General features: G+C 41.3%; 19 protein-coding genes. 5 read left to right on the forward strand and 14 right to left on the reverse strand.

Annotation, left to right across the window (positions count from 1 at the left end; genetic code table 11):
• Nucleotides 1-28: 28 nt before the first annotated feature.
• The 5 genes from ACINWC323_RS07855 to ACINWC323_RS07835 all read right to left on the reverse strand — a co-directional run bounded on the left by ACINWC323_RS07855 (nt 29) and on the right by ACINWC323_RS07835 (nt 6,311).
• Nucleotides 29-694, reverse strand: coding sequence for an SOS response-associated peptidase (locus ACINWC323_RS07855; protein WP_005230780.1), 666 nt, complete (start codon nt 692-694; stop codon nt 29-31).
• 78 nt (nt 695-772) lie between these two features.
• Nucleotides 773-1,393 (reverse strand): 2OG-Fe(II) oxygenase, encoded by a 621-nt coding sequence (locus ACINWC323_RS07850; RefSeq protein ID WP_005230781.1) that lies wholly within the window; start codon nt 1,391-1,393, stop codon nt 773-775.
• A 181-nt stretch (nt 1,394-1,574) separates the two neighbouring features.
• Nucleotides 1,575-3,737: a malate synthase G gene (locus ACINWC323_RS07845; protein ID WP_009512736.1), complete on the reverse strand. Its 2,163-nt coding sequence runs from the start codon at nt 3,735-3,737 to the stop codon at nt 1,575-1,577.
• 290 nt (nt 3,738-4,027) lie between these two features.
• Nucleotides 4,028-5,173, reverse strand: coding sequence for a cell division protein ZapE (gene zapE / locus ACINWC323_RS07840; protein ID WP_009512745.1), 1,146 nt, complete (start codon nt 5,171-5,173; stop codon nt 4,028-4,030).
• 118 nt (nt 5,174-5,291) lie between these two features.
• Nucleotides 5,292-6,311 carry an AraC family transcriptional regulator gene (locus tag ACINWC323_RS07835; protein WP_032869437.1) on the reverse strand — a complete coding sequence of 340 codons (1,020 nt, stop codon included), beginning with the start codon at nt 6,309-6,311 and terminating at the stop codon, nt 5,292-5,294.
• Nucleotides 6,312-6,466: 155 nt separating this feature from the next.
• On the opposite strand from ACINWC323_RS07835, the gene ACINWC323_RS07830 reads away from it, so the two are divergent.
• Together ACINWC323_RS07830 and ACINWC323_RS07825 are read left to right on the forward strand one after the other, a co-directional pair.
• The gene (locus ACINWC323_RS07830) at nt 6,467-7,981 is read left to right on the forward strand and encodes a flavin-containing monooxygenase (protein WP_009512701.1); all 1,515 of its coding nucleotides are present in this window, start codon (nt 6,467-6,469) and stop codon (nt 7,979-7,981) included.
• 225 nt (nt 7,982-8,206) lie between these two features.
• Nucleotides 8,207-9,427 (forward strand): multidrug effflux MFS transporter, encoded by a 1,221-nt coding sequence (locus ACINWC323_RS07825; RefSeq protein ID WP_009512512.1) that lies wholly within the window; start codon nt 8,207-8,209, stop codon nt 9,425-9,427.
• A gap of 38 nt (nt 9,428-9,465) precedes the next feature.
• Here ACINWC323_RS07825 and ACINWC323_RS07820 read toward each other — a convergent pair whose 3' ends face one another.
• Nucleotides 9,466-10,035: a TetR/AcrR family transcriptional regulator gene (locus ACINWC323_RS07820; RefSeq protein ID WP_009512864.1), complete on the reverse strand. Its 570-nt coding sequence runs from the start codon at nt 10,033-10,035 to the stop codon at nt 9,466-9,468.
• Between the two features lie 226 nt (nt 10,036-10,261).
• Between ACINWC323_RS07820 and ACINWC323_RS07815 the strand changes: the two genes are divergently transcribed.
• The gene (locus ACINWC323_RS07815) at nt 10,262-11,179 is read left to right on the forward strand and encodes a LysO family transporter (protein ID WP_009512907.1); all 918 of its coding nucleotides are present in this window, start codon (nt 10,262-10,264) and stop codon (nt 11,177-11,179) included.
• A gap of 12 nt (nt 11,180-11,191) precedes the next feature.
• Here the strand turns inward: ACINWC323_RS07815 and pyrF are convergent, their stop codons facing one another.
• Together pyrF and ACINWC323_RS07805 are read right to left on the reverse strand one after the other, a co-directional pair.
• On the reverse strand, nt 11,192-11,872 hold the full coding sequence (gene pyrF / locus ACINWC323_RS07810) for an orotidine-5'-phosphate decarboxylase (protein ID WP_009512829.1): 681 nt from the start codon (nt 11,870-11,872) through the stop codon (nt 11,192-11,194).
• 113 nt (nt 11,873-11,985) lie between these two features.
• Entirely contained in the window at nt 11,986-12,534 is a 549-nt protein-coding gene (locus ACINWC323_RS07805; protein ID WP_009512504.1) for a helix-turn-helix domain-containing protein, read from the reverse strand.
• An 89-nt stretch (nt 12,535-12,623) separates the two neighbouring features.
• Between ACINWC323_RS07805 and ACINWC323_RS07800 the strand changes: the two genes are divergently transcribed.
• Nucleotides 12,624-13,280: an AzlC family ABC transporter permease gene (locus tag ACINWC323_RS07800; protein ID WP_009512824.1), complete on the forward strand. Its 657-nt coding sequence runs from the start codon at nt 12,624-12,626 to the stop codon at nt 13,278-13,280.
• Entirely contained in the window at nt 13,277-13,603 is a 327-nt protein-coding gene (locus ACINWC323_RS07795) for an AzlD domain-containing protein (RefSeq protein ID WP_009512882.1), read from the forward strand. The genes ACINWC323_RS07800 and ACINWC323_RS07795 overlap by 4 nt, the downstream gene beginning before the upstream one ends.
• A gap of 83 nt (nt 13,604-13,686) precedes the next feature.
• Here ACINWC323_RS07795 and ACINWC323_RS07790 read toward each other — a convergent pair whose 3' ends face one another.
• The 6 genes from ACINWC323_RS07790 to tadA form a co-directional block, all read right to left on the reverse strand.
• Nucleotides 13,687-14,052 (reverse strand): lipopolysaccharide assembly protein LapA domain-containing protein, encoded by a 366-nt coding sequence (locus ACINWC323_RS07790; protein ID WP_009512533.1) that lies wholly within the window; start codon nt 14,050-14,052, stop codon nt 13,687-13,689.
• A gap of 14 nt (nt 14,053-14,066) precedes the next feature.
• Nucleotides 14,067-14,369, reverse strand: coding sequence for an integration host factor subunit beta (locus ACINWC323_RS07785; RefSeq protein ID WP_004653854.1), 303 nt, complete (start codon nt 14,367-14,369; stop codon nt 14,067-14,069).
• A gap of 156 nt (nt 14,370-14,525) precedes the next feature.
• A complete protein-coding gene (gene rpsA, locus ACINWC323_RS07780; protein WP_004639293.1) occupies nt 14,526-16,208 on the reverse strand; it encodes a 30S ribosomal protein S1 in 1,683 nt (560 codons plus the stop codon).
• 115 nt (nt 16,209-16,323) lie between these two features.
• A complete protein-coding gene (gene cmk / locus ACINWC323_RS07775) occupies nt 16,324-17,004 on the reverse strand; it encodes a (d)CMP kinase (protein ID WP_009512854.1) in 681 nt (226 codons plus the stop codon).
• A 9-nt stretch (nt 17,005-17,013) separates the two neighbouring features.
• Nucleotides 17,014-17,454: an SRPBCC family protein gene (locus ACINWC323_RS07770; protein ID WP_009512519.1), complete on the reverse strand. Its 441-nt coding sequence runs from the start codon at nt 17,452-17,454 to the stop codon at nt 17,014-17,016.
• 66 nt (nt 17,455-17,520) lie between these two features.
• Nucleotides 17,521-18,030 (reverse strand): tRNA adenosine(34) deaminase TadA, encoded by a 510-nt coding sequence (tadA, locus tag ACINWC323_RS07765; RefSeq protein WP_009512846.1) that lies wholly within the window; start codon nt 18,028-18,030, stop codon nt 17,521-17,523.
• Nucleotides 18,031-18,033: the final 3 nt, after the last annotated feature.

Consider the following 18,033-nt stretch of genomic DNA (forward strand, 5'->3'; position numbering starts at 1 on the left):
CCATTGTGAAGCCTTTTTAATTTAAAAATTAAAAATCAAACATATTTAATTGTGGTGTGACTTTTTCTATTTTTGCCTTTGGTACATGTAGGCACTCAAACTCTTCCACCGGAAAACCTTGCATAAACTCATACAGCTGATGAGGTTGTTTTAAGCTTAACCATTCATCTAAGCGCTCATGCGGAATCACCACGACCGATCGTTTAACATCACCCGGTTCATGGAAATCCTTCATCATCGGGTGGTCGATGGCGTCCATGGTCAGCATGGTGGCCGAACGGATCACCTGATCATTCAGTTTGCGGATCTCATATAAGGCTGCAATAAAGAAAGCTTTTCCATCTTTGCGACGGACTGCCCAACGTTGCGGCTTATTATCAATATACTTACTTTCATAAAACTCGGTGACTGGAATGACGCCGAATTTACATTTGGAGGCAGCTTCCAGAAAACTCGGTTTTTGAAACAATGTTTCATGTCGGGCGTTATAGGTATGCTTGGAGATATTGGTATCTTCCGACCATTTCGGTACCAAACCAAATAACACCTCACGCCATTCATAGCCATGGTCCGATTTAAATAGCAACGGGGTTTTATAACTCGGATAGACCTCTTCCACATATTCGAATGGAATCGGAGGCAAGCCCAACTGCAGCGCTTGTTCAATGGTCAAGGGTTTAAAATTGGCACACATGACTGTTATATGGGTGTAATTCGCAAAATTTAAAGTTAAAAAAAGGAGGTTTATTCACCTCCCTTTTTATGGAAAAATTTATCCAAATAATTTTTTCATTTTTGCACTTAAGCCATGAATAAAGCGATGCTTGGCATTGGCTTTATCGCTGGTTAAAAAATTGATCTGGATTGATTGGCGTTGACCTTCATAAGGAACATAGCCATGCCAGCCATTATCGGTGACTTTAAAGGCAACTAATGTACCGGGACCCGCATCAATCTCAGCCACATAGTCATCCATGTTCTTTTCATCATTCAAGATACGTAGACGGCCTGTAGGCGCATCCCAAGATTCATTTAAATAAATCAGGATAGTCAGCAGTTTGGTTTTTGAATCCGAGTGAATCCGGCCATCTTTTTGACGTGAATAACCACGTAACGTGATCATCATTGGATGTTCCATTACATCCACATCAAATTTTTCAGTTAAAATCTGGCGAAATTCTTTGGTATCTAATGATTTTAAGAAACGATCAAAATTAGGCTTAATTTCAACATCTTCAATGTTATAGCTTCCACCTTGTTCAATCTTTGGAAAATCCTGAATCACAGCTTTCACTTCGCTGTCTACAATTGAATTTTCCACCACAAAGTAAGGATATGGCGTAGTTGAAACCTGCGCCTGTTTTAAAGCATCTAATTTTAGAATTTGTGACATCGCTATGATTCGGCTAAATGATCAAACTGCGCTAATTATAACAAATATTTCAGCGCTAATCTGTTTAATCCTGTTTTTAACAATATTTGATCCTCACCCAAACAAAGCAAGTAGACACCTCGTTTTTTTGAATCGCAGCTATAAAAAAAGCCTCCGAAGAGGCTTCTTTATTCAGATGAAATTAATCACCGGTATAACCTTTTAATTTTAAACGTGCTGCATGTAGTAATGGCTCTGTATAACCCGATGGCTGCTCTGCACCTTTGAAGATCAGGTCAGACGCTGCCTGGAATGCAATACCATCGAAGTTAGGTGCCATTGGCGTATAAAGTGCATCATTGGCATTTTGCTGGTCTACAATCACAGCCATGCGCTTAAGCACTTCTTCAACCTGTTCACGCGTTACGATCCCGTGACGCAACCAGTTTGCAACGTGTTGAGATGAAATACGTAATGTTGCACGGTCTTCCATCAAGCCAACGTTATTGATGTCGGGCACTTTAGAACAGCCAACACCTAAATCGACCCAGCGAACCACATAACCCAAGATACCTTGACAGTTATTTTCAAGTTCGTTATTTAACTCTTCTGCAGTCCAGTTGGTTTCTGCTGCAAACGGCGGTGTTAACAAGTCATCTAAAGACAACATGTTTTCAGCAGCCAATTCGTCTTGGCGTGCTTTTACATTGATCTGGTGATAATGCAAAGCATGTAGTACCGCACCTGTTGGAGATGGAACCCATGCACACGATGCACCTGCATTTGGATGCGCCGTCTTGGTTGCCAACATGTCTTTCATGCTGTCTGGTTTAGGCCACATGCCTTTACCAATTTGCGCTTTGCCTTGTAAACCACATGCCAAACCAATAGCAACGTTACGGTTTTCGTAAGCAGCAATCCATTTTTGTGTTTTAACTGCTTCTTTACGAACCACTGGTGCAGCTTCCATAGAGGTATGGATTTCATCACCCGTACGGTCCATAAAGCCCGTGTTGATGAAGATAGTACGGTCTTTTGCAGCAGCAATACAGTTCTTCAAGTTGACAGAGGTACGGCGCTCTTCGTCCATGATCCCGATTTTGAGCGATTTTTCTGGTAAACCAATCGCTTGTTCAGCACGTTCAAACAATTCAACGGCAAACGCAACTTCTTCTGGACCATGCATTTTAGGCTTAACAATATACATTGAGCCTTTACGAGAGTTTTTATTCTCGTTTTGACCACGAATATCCGCAACGGTAAGTAACGGCGTGATTAGTGCATCCATAATGCCTTCAAACACTTCTTCGCCATCTACAAGGATCGCAGGGTTTGTCATTAAATGTCCAACATTACGAAGCAACATCAATGAACGACCATGTAAAGTGGTTGTACCACCAATCAGGTTTTGAACAGTACGGTCTTTATTTAAGGCACGGGTAATGGTTTTACCATTTTTCTCGATTGACTCTTGCAAGTCACCTTTCATCAAGCCTAACCAGTTACGATAGCCTTCAACTTTTTCTTCTGCATCGACCGCAGCAACCGAGTCTTCCAAATCCTGAATCGTGGTTACAGCAGCTTCAAGGGTTAAGTCTTTGACACCCGCAGCATCAGTTTTACCCACTGGACTATTCGCATCAATCTCAATGATTACATGCAAGCCATTATTTAATAAAACGATTTCTGCAGGAGCCGCAGCATCGCCATTAAAGCCAACAAATTGAGATGGATGCGCCAAAGCAGTGGTTGAACCATCTTTTAAAGTCACGGCCAAAGCGTTGTTGACCACCGCATATTGGGTTGCATCTGCATGTGAACCTTGTGCCAATGGGAAAGTCTGGTTTAAGAAGTCCTTAGCAAAAGCGATAACCTTGTCACCACGTACCGGGTTATAGCCCTTACCTTTTTCTGCGCCGCCCTCTTCAGAGATGACATCTGTACCGTAAAGCGCATCATATAACGAACCCCAACGCGCATTGGCTGCGTTTAGGCAGTAACGTGCATTACGTACAGGTACAACTAATTGTGGGCCTGCAAGTAAAGCAATTTCTTCATCTACGTTTTCAGTGCTGACTTTGAAGTCTGCAACTTCAGGTACCAGATAACCGATTTCGGTCAAGAATGCTTTATAAGCATTAAGTTCAAATTTATTATTACGATGCCATTCATCAATCTTCGCTTGAAGATCATCACGCTTAGCCAATAATGCCTTGTTCTTTGGGCTAAGGTCGACAACGACTTGCTCGAAGTTTTTCCAGTAAGTTTCACTCTCTAAACCAGTCCCTGGTAAAGCTTCATTTTCGATGAAATCATAAAGTTCTTTAGCAATCGCTAGCTTGCCTTTTTGAATACGTACAGTCATTGTCTTTCCTGATGGTGCTAACTTTTTATAACAAGAATTCTAGTATACTGATTTATACTAGCCTGAATAGTAATATCACATTCCTAAATAGTAAGCATTTTCCCTATTAGACGTATTGACAAACAAGATTTTTTATATTCATCAAAATATCAAATACAGATACTTTTCTTTTTAGTTATGCAACATACTCCCTTTTCAAACTCATCTAGTTATAACAAAATTCAATCAGGAATAAAGCGTTATGCACGTAACTTTATAAAAAAAGGCATTCCGAAGAATGCCTTTTTAATTTATGAGGTCTGTGCGACCTGAATCTGCCGATGCTCCGAATGCAGATAATCATCCGATTGCATTTCCAGTAAACGTGAACGCGTCCGTTCAATTTCAAATGCCAGTTTCTCACCTTCATACAGATCAATGATTGAATCTTCAGAGGTAAGAATCAGTTTTACGCCACGGTCATAAAATTCATCGACCAGATAAATAAAACGGCGTGTCCCTTCAGACAGGAAATCAGTCAAATGCGGAACATTACTCACCAATACGGTGTTGTAAATGTTGGCAATTTCAATAAAGTCGGCCGGACTACGCGGTTTAAAACATAGTTCCGAGAATTCACACCACAATACATCTTCAGTATGACCTAAAGTCTCTACTACACGATTATTGATCATGATTGGAGAATTAGATTGTGCCTGCGTCTGGGTCAATGCTTTAAAACGACCTGATAACCAAGCTTGGGCATCATCGGTTAATGGATACTTGAACAGTTGCGCTTGTTTCAAGACGCGTAAACGATAATCCACGCCGGCATCTACGTTTAAGACTACGCAGTTTTTCTTGACCAGCTCAATGGTTGGCAAGAAACGGTCACGATGAATCCCGTTCTTATACAAGCCATCTGGTGCAATATTTGAAGTTGCAACCAGTGTAATGCCACGTTCAAATAGCTTCTGGAATAAATCGCTCAGGATCATTGCATCAGTAACGTTCGATACGAAAAATTCGTCAAAGCAAATTACAACAGCATCTTTATAAATCTGATCTGCAACCAAATCTAAAGGATTGCGTTGACCTGCAAGCTTATTCAACTCTTTGTGGACATGTTGCATAAAGTGATGGAAGTGCATACGCATTTTACGGCGGAATGGAACAGATTCATAAAACTGATCCATCAGCCACGTTTTGCCACGACCTACACCACCCCACATATAAACGCCTTTCGGATAGGTTTGACGACGGAAACGTCGAAACGCCTTCTTGGAAGCCTTATAACGGGTGAGTAACTCTTTCCATACTCGGTCTAACTCTCGCACAGCCTGAGCTTGTGCTTCATCTGGCATGAATTGTCCTGACTCAAGTGCTTGAGTATAACGCTCAGCAGGTGACGTTGGGATAAATGCAGTGCTATGTGAGTCTGGTTTAGAATTTGACATAAGGTGTTATTGCAATTTTAATTGGTGAAAATTATATCGAACATTCTGTTCAATGACATTAGATTTTAGGCTTAATTATCATGGAGTTTAAACATCATAATGTACCATTTTTAATCATTTAATGATTGCGGTTATATTGTCTTGGACTCAGTCCAAACCATCTTTTAAAGGCATGATTGAACGCTGCCGGTTCAGAATAACCCAACATTTCAGCCACCTGTTCAATCGAATATGAACTGTTTTCGATGAATTTTATCGCCTTCTGTTGAATCAGCTTTTCACGAATTTCCTTATAGCTGGTCTGCATTTGCTGCAATTGATGTCTTAACGTACGCTCAGGAATATGCAAGGCACAGGCCGTTTCCGCCATCGTCGGAATCACGCCGTTTTGCATTTCCAGATAATCCTTCACATACTCCACTACGGTCAATTTCAGACTGGCACTTTTTTCTAGATTTTGAATATCCGCTAGGCATTTTTCTTCATAAATGCGATAGGTCAATACATCAGCAGAGGGGATTTTAATGTTCAGTATTTGGGTATTTTCTAATATGAAAGCCGCCTCTCTACATCCAAATTTGACATCCTGCCCATAATAATCCTGATACGCTGCAAGCAAATTTAAGTCTTTCGGACGGGTAAATGGCAATTCGATCCGGATATTCGGGATCTCCAGCCCCATCATTTTAAAAATATCTTGTAAGAACTTATAGGTCCCTGAAATTTCACATTGCGCGCGCAATTGCCCTAAATGCGTATTTAGATCAACCGGCTGATAGAACAGATAAATAAAATCTTCTTTAATTTCGAGATGTAAAGAACCAAACAAATGGGTTAATTGCTGAAATTGCACACCATTCAACAATGCCTTATGGAGAGTTTCACTGGTCACCAACAGCATCAGGAATGGTCCATAACCGGCCAGCGCATAATGCTGCCCGATGAACAGACCTTGTTCAGGTGAAATATCCTGACTAATATGTTGCAGGATATCCCATTCGATCTCATCAGGAATAATTGAAGCTGGATCTAAGGCATCGGCGTGTATACCCATATTGGCTAAACGTGCATCCACATCAATGCCGACATGACGCATGCCCTGAATCAAATACATCAATCCGAGGATAGATCTCTTCATAGTTCCTAATGCAGTTCTCAAAACTTTAATGTTTTACTATAAAAACCTGAGCAAATGAATTGCCGAAATGGTCAAGTTTTACGTCGGTACAATCATATTTAATCTCGATAAAACCGTTAAACTGGCACAAAATTTAGCTGTACAGGATATACGCTATGGGTAATGTAACCAAAAATGCGATTCAAAAAACAAAAGTGGCAATTATTGGTGCAGGTTTTGGTGGTTTAGCGATGGCCATTCGCCTGTTACAAAGTCAAATTAATGATTTTGTAATTTTAGAAAAAACCAATGACGTCGGTGGTACATGGCGTGAAAACCAATACCCGGGTGCAGCATGTGATGTGCAGTCACATATGTATTCCCTGTCTTTTGCACCAAAAACCGACTGGTCAAAACGTTATGCAGAAGCAGATGAAATTTTTACCTATATTCAGGACATCACAGCACAATATCAATTAAAAGACTATTGCAAATTCGGACATGAAGTGACCAAAGCCGAGTTTGATGAAAACCGCAATGTCTGGACCCTAGACTTTAAAGATCAGGCCACCCTCGAAGCGCAATTTGTGATCTTTGCTTCTGGCCCGCTGCATGTGCCGCAAATTCCTCATGTTAAAGGCATTGAAAACTTTAAGGGCAAAGTCTTCCATTCATCTCAATGGGATCACGATTATGATTTAACGGGTAAATCCGTTGCATCGATTGGCACTGGTGGTAGTGCCATTCAGTACATTCCAGAAATTGCGCCCGAAGTTAAGCAGCTCTATGTATTACAACGTACTGCCGCCTGGGTCATTCCACGTGATGAACGTAAATACTCACAGCTCAGCAAAACACTCTTTAAAGCGTCGAATATTTATCGTCAGATTCACAGAACCCGCCTGTACTGGACCAATGAATCTCGTGTTGTACCGATTGTGCAGCCACAAATCATGAAATATGGCCAAAAACTGGCAGAAGCTTTTATCCGTTTTCAGGTCAAGGATAAAGAACTGGCGAAAAAACTGACTCCAGATTTTGTCATGGGCTGTAAACGTATTTTGATTTCTTACAAATACTTCCCGACCTTTAACCGTGACAATGTTGAACTGGTGACGGATGCTATTCAGGAAATTACAGCAAACGGCATTATCACTAAAGATGGCAAAGAACGCCAAATTGATTGCCTGATTTATGGTACGGGCTTCATTACCGATCCACGTATTTATTTAAAGCATTTCAACTGTATTGGTCGTAATGGCATTGAACTGAAACAGGCATGGAAAGATGGTGCGGAAAGCTATTATGGTATCAGCACCAAAAATTTCCCGAATTTGTTCCAGTTACTTGGACCCAATACCATTCTTGGTCATAACTCTGTAATTTTCATGATCGAATCACAAGTGAACTATATTCTGCAACTGATTCAGACCGTCGATCAAACCAAGACCCAAGCTGTCGAAATCAAGCAGGATGTTCAGGATCAGTTCAATGAACGTGTACAAGAGCAACTGAAAGGTACCGTCTGGCAAGCGGGTGGCTGTAGCAGTTGGTACCAAGCTGCCGATGGTAAAAACTTTTCATTATGGCCAACCTATACCTGGAGATACTGGCTAGAGACACGCAAAGTAAACGTAGCTGATTATAATTTTATCAGCAGCTCAACTGATGCCAAATCTAATGCTGCATAAATCGTAAAATATCCTAAAAAAGCCTTTGATTCTCTCAAGGGCTTTTTTTAATTTTCAAGCACATATTAGTTCTATTCACACTATTACATCGCCATATTTCTCCTACTTTACTTTAAAACTGCAGCTCTCAAATAAATAAAAAACAAAATCCATGTTATTATTTTAATCTACCTACCGTTAGGTAGATTTTAAGTTTACGCTTTTTTTGCAAGAGTTTTTAAGAATATGAAAACCGCACCTCCTATTACCCACATCAGTTGGTCTTTATTACTCCTACTCTCCCTTTTTACGGCTCTGGATGCACTGGCAATTGATATCTATTTACCAGCATTCCCTTTACTTGCAGAAAGCTTGTCAACCACACCCGGTAATATTCAGCTCACCCTGTCGGTATTTCTGATCGGCCTTGCCATTGGTCAAGGGATTTATGGTCCGCTATTGGATCGTTTTGGACGACGTAAACCTTTGCTGATCGGAATCGCAATCTTTATTTTAGGATCATTACTGGCAGCCCTTGCACCCTCCATCGAATGGTTGCTAGCGGCTCGTTTCTTACAGGCCATCGGTGCATCAGCAGGTTTGGTTGTTCCCAGAGCAATTATTTCTGACGTATGCGACGCGCAAAGCAGTGCCAAAAACTTTTCAATTCTGATGCAAGTGATGATGATCGTTCCTATCATTGCACCTTTATTCGGCAGCTTGATTCTTCGATTTGGTTCATGGACCCTTATTTTCTATATTCTTGCTGTTCTAGCTATGATCTTATGGTTTTGGGGAGCTTATGGCATACCGGAAACTTTAAAACCCCAGTATCGTCAGCCTCTCCAATTAACAGCAATCAAACTAAGTTATCAAACGCTTAGCTTAAACAAACGCTTTATGGCATATACCCTTGCTGCTGGTTTCATTTTAGGGGCTTTTTTTGTTTATTTAAGCCAGTCACCTTTTATTTTTATCCAGCATTATCATATTCACAATGAAACATTTAGTACTTTGTTTGCAGGAAATGCCATTGGCTTGATTATTCTTGGCCAACTCTCAATCCTGTTATTAAAAAGATGGTCAGCGCAATGTTTACTCATCATCGGTATGGGGATTTTTACAGGAGCTAGCTTTATTCTACTGTTGAGCACGTCATTTTATAGTTTAAATATATGGCAATACACCCTTTTGTTAGGACTTAGTATCTGGTCGACTGGTTTTATTTTTGGCAATGTCACCGCGTTGACCATGCAACAGAGTCCTCAACACTTAACGGGCGCAGCGTCTTCCTTGATGGGTTTGCTTCAATACGCTTTTGCTTCACTAATTGGTTTTATTGTCAGCCTAGTGGAGGTTAGTATCAATATACTTCCAGCAAGCTTATTCGTTTGCGGCAGTATTGCGCTCGGTTTATCCATTTATGCCGCTTCAGCAAAGAGTTCTAGTGCACACCAGTTAACCTGAATAGTGCTATGTACACGCATCAGTAGCTTTATTTGCATTTAGCTACTGATCAGAATATTAAATACTTTTAAGATGGCATCCAGACGAAGTCGAAACTTTTCTCGACCGCCATAGATCAATTCACTTTGCAATGCATCCACAAAACTCATGCATACCCGAGCAAGTGTCTGAGCGTCGAGTTGATGCTGATTTTTAATGACTTCAGAATTCTGAATTGCTTGCGAAAATAGCTGTTCCAGATCAGCCATGAAGAGGTGCATCGGCTCAATCACCTGGTCATATAAATGCACAGGTGGACTGATCAGGGCATTCATCCAGAACTGAACCGCATAAGACGCGTTAAAGCGCTGTTCAATACTGATAAAATAATCATGCAATTGCTGCTGGAGCTGTTCTCCACCCTGCAAAACCGTTTGGGCATAGCTCAGTTCTTCATCAATCATGATCGGAATAAGACTAAGATAAAGCTCATCTTTATTCTTGAAATGTGCGTAAATTGAGGGTTTCTTGATGCCCACATCAGTTGCAATTTCATTCAACGAAGTAGCTGCAAAGCCCTGTTTTGCAAAACGTTGCAATGCATATTTTTGAATCTTGGCTGCGGTCACAAATTACTTTCCTCATTTATCGAGAAAATTATATTTCACTTCAGCACACATTTATAGACAAATTAGGCCAAATATCTATCATACTTAAAGTAGAATTGGAGTGCTGAGACTTTTTATTTTTTTAAATTTATACTGCCTTCATTTTTCTTTATCAAATGATATATAAATCTACCCAAGTATAAGATTTCCCTGCATAATAAATCAGCACTGTAAACGCTCTGATCATATGACCTCTTTTGTACTGATTTGCCAGATTTTTATTTGTATTGGCTTAGGCTATTTTGTAGCACCACATTTATCTCCGTCGCTAAAAAAATTCGTCTTTAAAATTCTTCCCTATTTTTCTTATATTTTACTAGTCAGTGTTGCCTTTGAACTGACTCAGGCACTGAATCATATTCGGAATCCAGCAACCATCTTGCCACCTGCGCTACTCATTGCATTTACCACGTCAATTGGTTCTTTTTTCATTTGTTTAATGACCTATAAGCTGATTGATCGGCAAAGTGTGCAAGGAAAAATCTCACTGCACCTATTTTTCAATGCGCTAAAGAATATTGGCAAAGCCTTTCTGGCCTTGGCGGCCGGGATTGGCCTGGGGATGCTCATTCAAAGCTTAGACCTGCATATCGCCTTTAATAGCTGGTATTTATTACTGATCTTTATTTTCTTGATTGGCGTTGAGCTGGCCTTTACTCAATTCGATCGTAGCTGGTTAAGCTGGAAAATTTTACTGGTGCCCGTGGCTGCATTCATCGGATCTTGTCTGGCAGCAATTCTGAATTATTTTATTCTATCGAAGCATTACAGCCTGAATGAAGTCATGGCCCTAGCACAAGGTTATGGCTGGTATTCAATGTCTGGGATTTTATTTACCGAACTGCATTCGGCCAAACTGGGAGGTATTGCCCTGTTAACCGATTTATTTAGGGAAATTTTTGCAATTTTATTGATGTATTGTCTAGGTTGGCGCTTTCCACGCTCGGCGATTTCCAGTGCGGGTGCGACTTCAATGGATGTGACGCTTGCGATGGTGAAACAGTCATGTGGCACACATTATGTCCCACATGCCATGATGAGTGGATTGATTCTATCGCTGCTCGCACCACTCTTGATCAGTTTATTTCTTAGTATGAGGTTTTAACCTTCGACTTCATTAAATCGAAGCCAAAATTGATTTCAACATCTCAGTCGGTTTTTCTGCTTTAGTAATTGGACGACCAATCACTAAATGCGTTGAACCATCCAGCATGGCCTGTTTTGGGGTTACAATACGTTTTTGGTCATCCGCATTTGAACCTTCTGGACGAATACCCGGTGTCACCAATGCAAACTGCTGACCTAACAGGTCACGAAGGATTTTCGCTTCTTGGGCTGAACACACCACACCATCCAGTCCACTTTCCTGTGTAAGTTTGGCTAAACGCTTCACCTGTTCAACTGGCTCGATATCCAGACCGATATCGCCTAAATCTTCACGTCCCATTGAGGTTAAAACAGTTACTGCAATCAGTTGAGTCTGATAGTTACCTGCTTTCAATCGCTCAACACAGGTTTCCATCATCTTGCGGCCACCTGAAGCATGCACATTGACCATCCATACCCCTAAGTCGGCAGCAGCACATACCGCTTGAGCTGTTGTATTAGGAATATCATGGAACTTTAGATCAAGAAAAACGTCAAAACCTTTGTCTTGCAAGTTCTTCACAATTGATGGACCTTCATGAGTAAAAAGCTCTTTGCCAACTTTTACACGGCAAAGTGACGGATCAAGCTGATCAACAATTGTTAAGGCGTCATATTGGCTTTTTGCGTCTAGGGCAACAATAATACTCACGAATCTAGTTCCATCACATAAAAATCAGTTAATTATAAAGTGATTCACCCCATGAACAAAGTAACAATCTACGCATAATGCAAAAAAGACTTTATAGCACAGGGAAATCATCGCTATCTTTGTTCAGAGATCAGGATGGCTCTGGTATCCGCTTGCAAAGCTTCAAAGATATGCGGTTGATCGGCAGGATAGCAAATGTAGTCCCCTTCATTAAGCAAGATCGGTTCGGAAATTAAGCCAACTCTGGCCTGACCTTTCATAATCACAATATGCTCAATGCTGCCAATCGGATGCGGCTGACTACAACGCGGTTCACCAGGCTGGGTGGTGAGCATATACACATCTCGTCGGGCACCCGTTGGGCAATTGGCCAATAGAATAGCCTGATAATGGGCAATTTCAGATGAAACGGATGGCCCCTCACCTAAACGTATCACTTGAGTCTGGGCAATATTACTTTCCATTAACTTGGCAAATGGAATATCCAAAGCCACACACAGGGCCCATAAGGTTTCCAGACTGGGATTGCCTTGTGCGGCCTCCAACTGTGATAAGGTTGATTTGGCTATACCCGCCCGACGTGCGACCTCAGCCAACGACAATCCTGCTTTTTGTCTCTCTCTTTGCAATCCTTTTGCAACAATTTCAATTGGCAACGCCATAACCCACCATAAAAAACGAATGTTCGTTTTGACGAACGATATAAGATTAATCTATTATAACGTACGGTCGTTTGATATAGAAAACAAAGATGCAAGATAAACAGCGGTATCACTTAATCAAAGCCATTACTCTCATCTCGGTCGCAACAGGAATTGTCGGAATTTCTCTCGGCTCAGTTGCGGCCAGTTTTAACCTACCCATGTGGATTCCTCTAGCGCTTTCCTTAACGGTACTGGCAGGTGCAGCGGAATTTACTTTCATTGGCATGATTGCGACAGGAGCCAATCCGGTATTTGCCGCATTCACGGGCATACTTATCAATTTGCGTCATTTACCTTTTGGATTATCTGTCGCAACCTTCATTGAAAAGAATGTCTATCACTTTATTGCCTGCCATATCATGAATGATGAAAGTGTCATGTTCGGGCTAAGTCAGCAGGAAGCACATTTAAAGAAATGGGCTTACTGGATGTGTGGCGTAGGTATCAGCATACTTTGGCCCCTCGGCGTATTCACCGGTTATCTGCTGAGCAAAAACATTCCGGATATTTATGTATTTGGTATTGATGCAGCATTCCCGGCCATTCTTTTTGCCTTGATCCTGCCCATGCTTAAGAATAGGACCACACGCAATCGGGTATTTCTGGGTACCTCCCTTTCCCTGGCTTCTATTCCCTTACTTCCAACAGGCCTTCCTGTTCTAGTGTCTATGCTTGGTTTAATGATAGGTCGGAAAACGAAATGAAATACAGTGAGAGTTATATATTTATCGGCGTTGTCGTACTTGCTTTAGGGACCTATCTGATCCGTTATTCAGGCTTTTATCTGGCAAATCGCATCGAAATTAAAGAACATCATAAGCAGTTACTGGCAGATTCTGCCTGTGTTTTGCTGTTCACCTTAGCGGTATTAAATACCCTTTTTACGGAAACACATTTCAGCGGCATCAGCAAAATAATGGGAGTTTCGGTTGCGATCATTTTTGCATGGAAAAAATATTCGCTTATTGTGGTAATTTTAGTGGCGATGCTGATTACGGCCGCGTTGAGATATTTGGGTCTGCCATAAAACAAAAAAAGCTCTTTAAATAATAAAGAGCTTTTAAATGCCTTATACAATCATCAAGATCTTATAAGGCTGCAATATAAAGATTATAACGGATTACGTGGATGGCTTTCCGGATTAATATCCAGAATGGTTTTCTCATGTCTTACATTCGCAGCAGCTTCTGCGGCAGCTTGCTGTGCAAGTTGAATTTGCTCTTTACGCAGATGATCAATATCTTTGCGTAATCGCTTAATTTCCCAACTGGTTTGGAAAACGCGGAAGACCTGAACGCCAAGAAGTAGCCCAACAACAATACCTAAGACTAAAGTCAATAAAAGTAATAACCCCAAACGCATTGCTGGAACTTGAGTAAATAACAAGTCTACTTGTAGCTCAGCTGGGTTTTGAAGCACCAAAGCAAGTGAATAACCAAAAATGGCAACGAGTAATGCAATTAAAATATAACGCATAAAGACCTCTATACTTATTCAGCAGATTCGTTTACTGCATCACGAAGTGCCTTACCAGGTTTAAAGTGTGGAACTGCTTTTGCTGCAACATCAACCGACTTACCTGTTTTAGGGTTACGCCCTAAACGCGGCTCACGATGATGCAAAGCAAAACTACCAAAACCACGAATCTCAATACGATCACCGCTTGAAAGTGCTTCGATCATTTGATCAATCATAATCTTAACTGCGTCTTCAACTAAAGGTTCAGCCAAGTGTGGGTTTTTAAGCGCAATCCGTTCAATTAAATCAGATTTATTAAGTGCTTCAGTAGTCATTGATGACCTCTTTAATTATTGCTACTTCCAATGTTTTTAATAATAACCTGTTTAAATACAAAACGGTAGCGCAGTACATGATTACTACGCTACCGTTTACAGTATTTTTGTATAAAAAAGTACGTCTCTGTTACAAGAAACGTACTTTTTAACAAATTACTTCATTTGAGCTTTAATTAAGTCACCAATAGTCTTAGGACCATTGCTTTCTGCAGCTTGAGTCGCAGCAGCTTGGCGAGCATTGTTCACAGCTTCTTTCTCTTCAGCTTCGTCTTTCGCTTTGATAGACAAGTTGATAGAGCGAGATTTGCGATCAACGTTGATGATCTTCGCTTCAACTTCTTGACCAACTTCTAGGAATTTAGTCGCATCTTCAACGCGGTCACGGTTGATTTCAGAAGCTTTAAGTGTTGCTTCGATGTCATCAGCTAATTTAACTGTAGCACCTTTAGCATCAACAGCAGTTACAGTACCTTTAACTAAAGCACCGCGCTCATTCGCAGCCAAGAAGTCATTGAATGGATCGCTGTTTAATTGCTTGATACCAAGGCTGATACGGTTACCTTCAGCGTCTACAGACAAGATAACTGCTTCAACTGTGTCGCCTTTCTTGTAACGACGAATCGCCTCTTCGCCTTGTTCGTTCCAAGAAATATCAGACAAGTGAACTAAACCGTCGATACCACCGTTTAAGCCGATGAAGATACCGAAGTCAGTGATTGACTTGATTGTACCAGAAACTTTTTCGCCTTTTTCATGCGCTTTAGCAAACTCTTCCCATGGGTTAGCACGAGTTTGTTTGATACCCAATGAAATACGACGACGTTCTTCGTCAACTTCAAGAACCATAACATCAACTTCGTCACCGATCTGAACAACTTTAGATGGGTGGATGTTTTTGTTCGTGTGGTCCATTTCTGAAACGTGTACTAAGCCTTCAACGCCTTCAGCGATTTCAGCGAAGCAACCGTAGTCAGTTAAGTTAGTTACACGTGCTTTAACGATAGAACCTTTAGGGTAACGGCTCATGATCGCTAACCATGGATCTTCGCCTAATTGCTTAAGGCCTAAAGATACGCGGTTACGCTCACGGTCAAACTTAAGTACTTTAACTGTAACTTCTTGACCAACTTCAACAACTTCTGAAGGGTGCTTGATACGCTTCCAAGCCATATCTGTGATATGTAGAAGACCGTCAATACCGCCAAGATCAACGAACGCGCCGTAATCAGTAAGGTTCTTGATCGTACCTGTAACTGTTTGACCTTCTTCAAGTTGAGCAAGTAATGCTTCACGGTCAGCTGAAGATTCAGCTTCCATAACTGCACGACGAGATACAACAACGTTGTTACGTTTAGCATCAAGTTTGATTACTTTGAACTCTAACTCTTTACCTTCAAGGTGAGTTGTGTCACGGATAGGACGAGTGTCAACTAAAGAACCCGGTAAGAACGCACGTACAGGTCCGATGTCAACAGTGAAACCGCCTTTAACCTTACCAGAGATAACACCAGTAACGATTTCGCCGTCTTCAAAGATTTTCTCAAGTTTAGTCCAAGTTTCAGCACGTTTCGCTTTTTCACGTGATAAAACGGTTTGACCCATACCGTTGTCAAGCGCTTCAACAACTACGTCAACAGTATCGCCAACTTGAACTTCAAGTTCACGTTGTTCATTTAAAAATTCAGCACGGTCAACAACGCCTTCAGATTTAAGGCCAGTGTCAACAGTAACCCAGTCAGAATCGATACTAACAACAGTACCTTGGATGACTGCACCCTTTTCAACGTTGAGGTTTAATTCACTTTCTTCAAAGAGGGCTGCAAAAGATTCGGTCATGATATACCTGATAAAGTCCGCGGTCTTGGATCAGACAAGGCCGGTTTAGTTAAGTTGTTACATTGTCCAAAAAATCTGATCAAGCAATGCTTCAACTGAAAATAAAATGGTCTATCTATTGAATACGGCTATCGATATAGTCCACCATTAACTGAAACACGTCATCGATGCCTATTGTAGAACTATCAATGACATACGCGCCTTCAGCTGGCTTGAGCGGAGCAACTGTTCGCTCCATATCTCTTTTATCTCTAGCCTGTATGTTAGATAAAATGTCGCTTATTTTAGCATCAAGACCCATACCCTGCAACTGTTTTACACGACGCGCTGCACGAGATTCAGCCGATGCGGTTAAATAAATCTTGGCTTGGGCTTCTGGAAAAATCGAAGTCGCCATATCACGTCCATCGGCAACCAGGCCTGGCGGCTGGATAAATGCACGCTGACGTTCGAATAATGCTTTTCTCAACTCCGGAACAGCCGCAACTCTAGAAGCGTACTCACCGACCTGCTCTGTACGGATGGTATTGGTGACATCAACGCCTTCCAGAAAAATCAGTGTCGCTGCTGGTGTCGATTTAAATTCAATATCGAGCTGGGTCGCATATTTAACACACTGCTCCAACTGGGTATCCAGTTGATCGAGTAAGCCATGCTGAAACAAAGACAGCCCAAGTAAACGATATAACGCACCAGAGTCTAATAAACTAAAACCATAATGTGCGGCAATTTTTGCAGCCAATGTGCCTTTACCAGAACCACTTGGACCATCAATCGTAATAATATGAACTGTCATTCCCATCTCTTATGAAGCAACTGATTTGGCTAATTTTAAAAAACCTAGTGTAATCGCTGCTTTGAGTTGTGCAAGAATTAATTTACTTACAAAAGGTGCTTTTGCTGTAAATTCAATCTTATAAGTGACCAAAGTTACAAAAGGTGTGATTTCTTTAAAGTCAATTTGCCCTAAATGGTGTTTTACCAAAGGGTTATTGATCAACTTATACTCAATTCGTTTATTCTCTTCCAATAAGGTGATTTCTTCTTGTAGCGGTTTAATCGGTCCAAATCCCATGCGGCGAACTGAACCAATTCCATCAGGACGTGCTGGATCAGCCGAATCCTTCACACGAACCACCTGTAACGGTGCAAATGCCTTGTTATAGGTGGCGTGTTTTGACAACAAGTCAAAAACCTCAGAGATCGGTGCATTGAATTCTTTTTTTATCGTGATTGCATTACGCATAACTTCGCCTTTTGATTTTACCCAAAAATATTGGAGACTTAGTGTGCCACAACTCATGAGACATTTTTAATCATTTAAGGACGTTTTTGACGAACGGATTTTCTTCTTTTCACTTCGTCTCTGTTTGAAAAATTCACTGAGCTGCAAGGAACATTGCGCTTGCAGACATCCTTGTTCAAAAACAAATTTATGATTGTAATAACCGCTTTCAAGCAATTGACGCGCACTGATCAGAGAGCCTGCTTTGGGCTCTGTAGTAGCAAAAACCACCCGCTTTACCCGTGCATGCACTAAAGCCCCCACACACATGGTGCACGGTTCAAGCGTGACATAAAGCGTGGTATCTTCAGGTAGGCGGTAGTTATTCAATGACGCGCAAGCGGCACGCAACGCCTGTATTTCTGCATGTGCAGTGGGATCTGACAGTTTGATCGGTGCATTGTAGCCCACACCAATGACCTGCTTATTACTAACCAGAACGGCACCGACAGGAATTTCTCCCTGTGATGCCGCTAATGCAGCCTGCTCATAGGCAAGCTGCATCCAGTATTCATCATTATGATTTTCTACAGTCATAGC

The organism is Acinetobacter sp. WC-323 (genome assembly GCF_000314615.1).
GTDB lineage: Bacteria > Pseudomonadota > Gammaproteobacteria > Pseudomonadales > Moraxellaceae > Acinetobacter > Acinetobacter courvalinii.

What these genes read in the sequence shown, in the direction of transcription:
- zapE (WP_009512745.1), bottom strand. Translation starts at nt 5,173, where the DNA reads ATGTCAAATTCTAAACCAGACTCACATAGCACTGCATTTATCCCAACG.
- ACINWC323_RS07790 (WP_009512533.1), bottom strand. Translation starts at nt 14,052, where the DNA reads ATGCGTTATATTTTAATTGCATTACTCGTTGCCATTTTTGGTTATTCA.
- ACINWC323_RS07835 (WP_032869437.1), bottom strand. Translation starts at nt 6,311, where the DNA reads ATGAAGAGATCTATCCTCGGATTGATGTATTTGATTCAGGGCATGCGT.
- ACINWC323_RS07795 (WP_009512882.1), top strand. Translation starts at nt 13,277, where the DNA reads ATGAAATACAGTGAGAGTTATATATTTATCGGCGTTGTCGTACTTGCT.
- ACINWC323_RS07855 (WP_005230780.1), bottom strand. Translation starts at nt 694, where the DNA reads ATGTGTGCCAATTTTAAACCCTTGACCATTGAACAAGCGCTGCAGTTG.
- ACINWC323_RS07805 (WP_009512504.1), bottom strand. Translation starts at nt 12,534, where the DNA reads ATGGCGTTGCCAATTGAAATTGTTGCAAAAGGATTGCAAAGAGAGAGA.
- cmk (WP_009512854.1), bottom strand. Translation starts at nt 17,004, where the DNA reads ATGACAGTTCATATTATTACGATTGATGGTCCAAGTGGTTCTGGTAAA.
- ACINWC323_RS07845 (WP_009512736.1), bottom strand. Translation starts at nt 3,737, where the DNA reads ATGACTGTACGTATTCAAAAAGGCAAGCTAGCGATTGCTAAAGAACTT.
- tadA (WP_009512846.1), bottom strand. Translation starts at nt 18,030, where the DNA reads ATGACTGTAGAAAATCATAATGATGAATACTGGATGCAGCTTGCCTAT.
- ACINWC323_RS07785 (WP_004653854.1), bottom strand. Translation starts at nt 14,369, where the DNA reads ATGACTACTGAAGCACTTAATAAATCTGATTTAATTGAACGGATTGCG.
- ACINWC323_RS07825 (WP_009512512.1), top strand. Translation starts at nt 8,207, where the DNA reads ATGAAAACCGCACCTCCTATTACCCACATCAGTTGGTCTTTATTACTC.
- ACINWC323_RS07830 (WP_009512701.1), top strand. Translation starts at nt 6,467, where the DNA reads ATGGGTAATGTAACCAAAAATGCGATTCAAAAAACAAAAGTGGCAATT.
- rpsA (WP_004639293.1), bottom strand. Translation starts at nt 16,208, where the DNA reads ATGACCGAATCTTTTGCAGCCCTCTTTGAAGAAAGTGAATTAAACCTC.
- ACINWC323_RS07850 (WP_005230781.1), bottom strand. Translation starts at nt 1,393, where the DNA reads ATGTCACAAATTCTAAAATTAGATGCTTTAAAACAGGCGCAGGTTTCA.
- ACINWC323_RS07770 (WP_009512519.1), bottom strand. Translation starts at nt 17,454, where the DNA reads ATGCGTAATGCAATCACGATAAAAAAAGAATTCAATGCACCGATCTCT.
- ACINWC323_RS07815 (WP_009512907.1), top strand. Translation starts at nt 10,262, where the DNA reads ATGACCTCTTTTGTACTGATTTGCCAGATTTTTATTTGTATTGGCTTA.
- ACINWC323_RS07800 (WP_009512824.1), top strand. Translation starts at nt 12,624, where the DNA reads ATGCAAGATAAACAGCGGTATCACTTAATCAAAGCCATTACTCTCATC.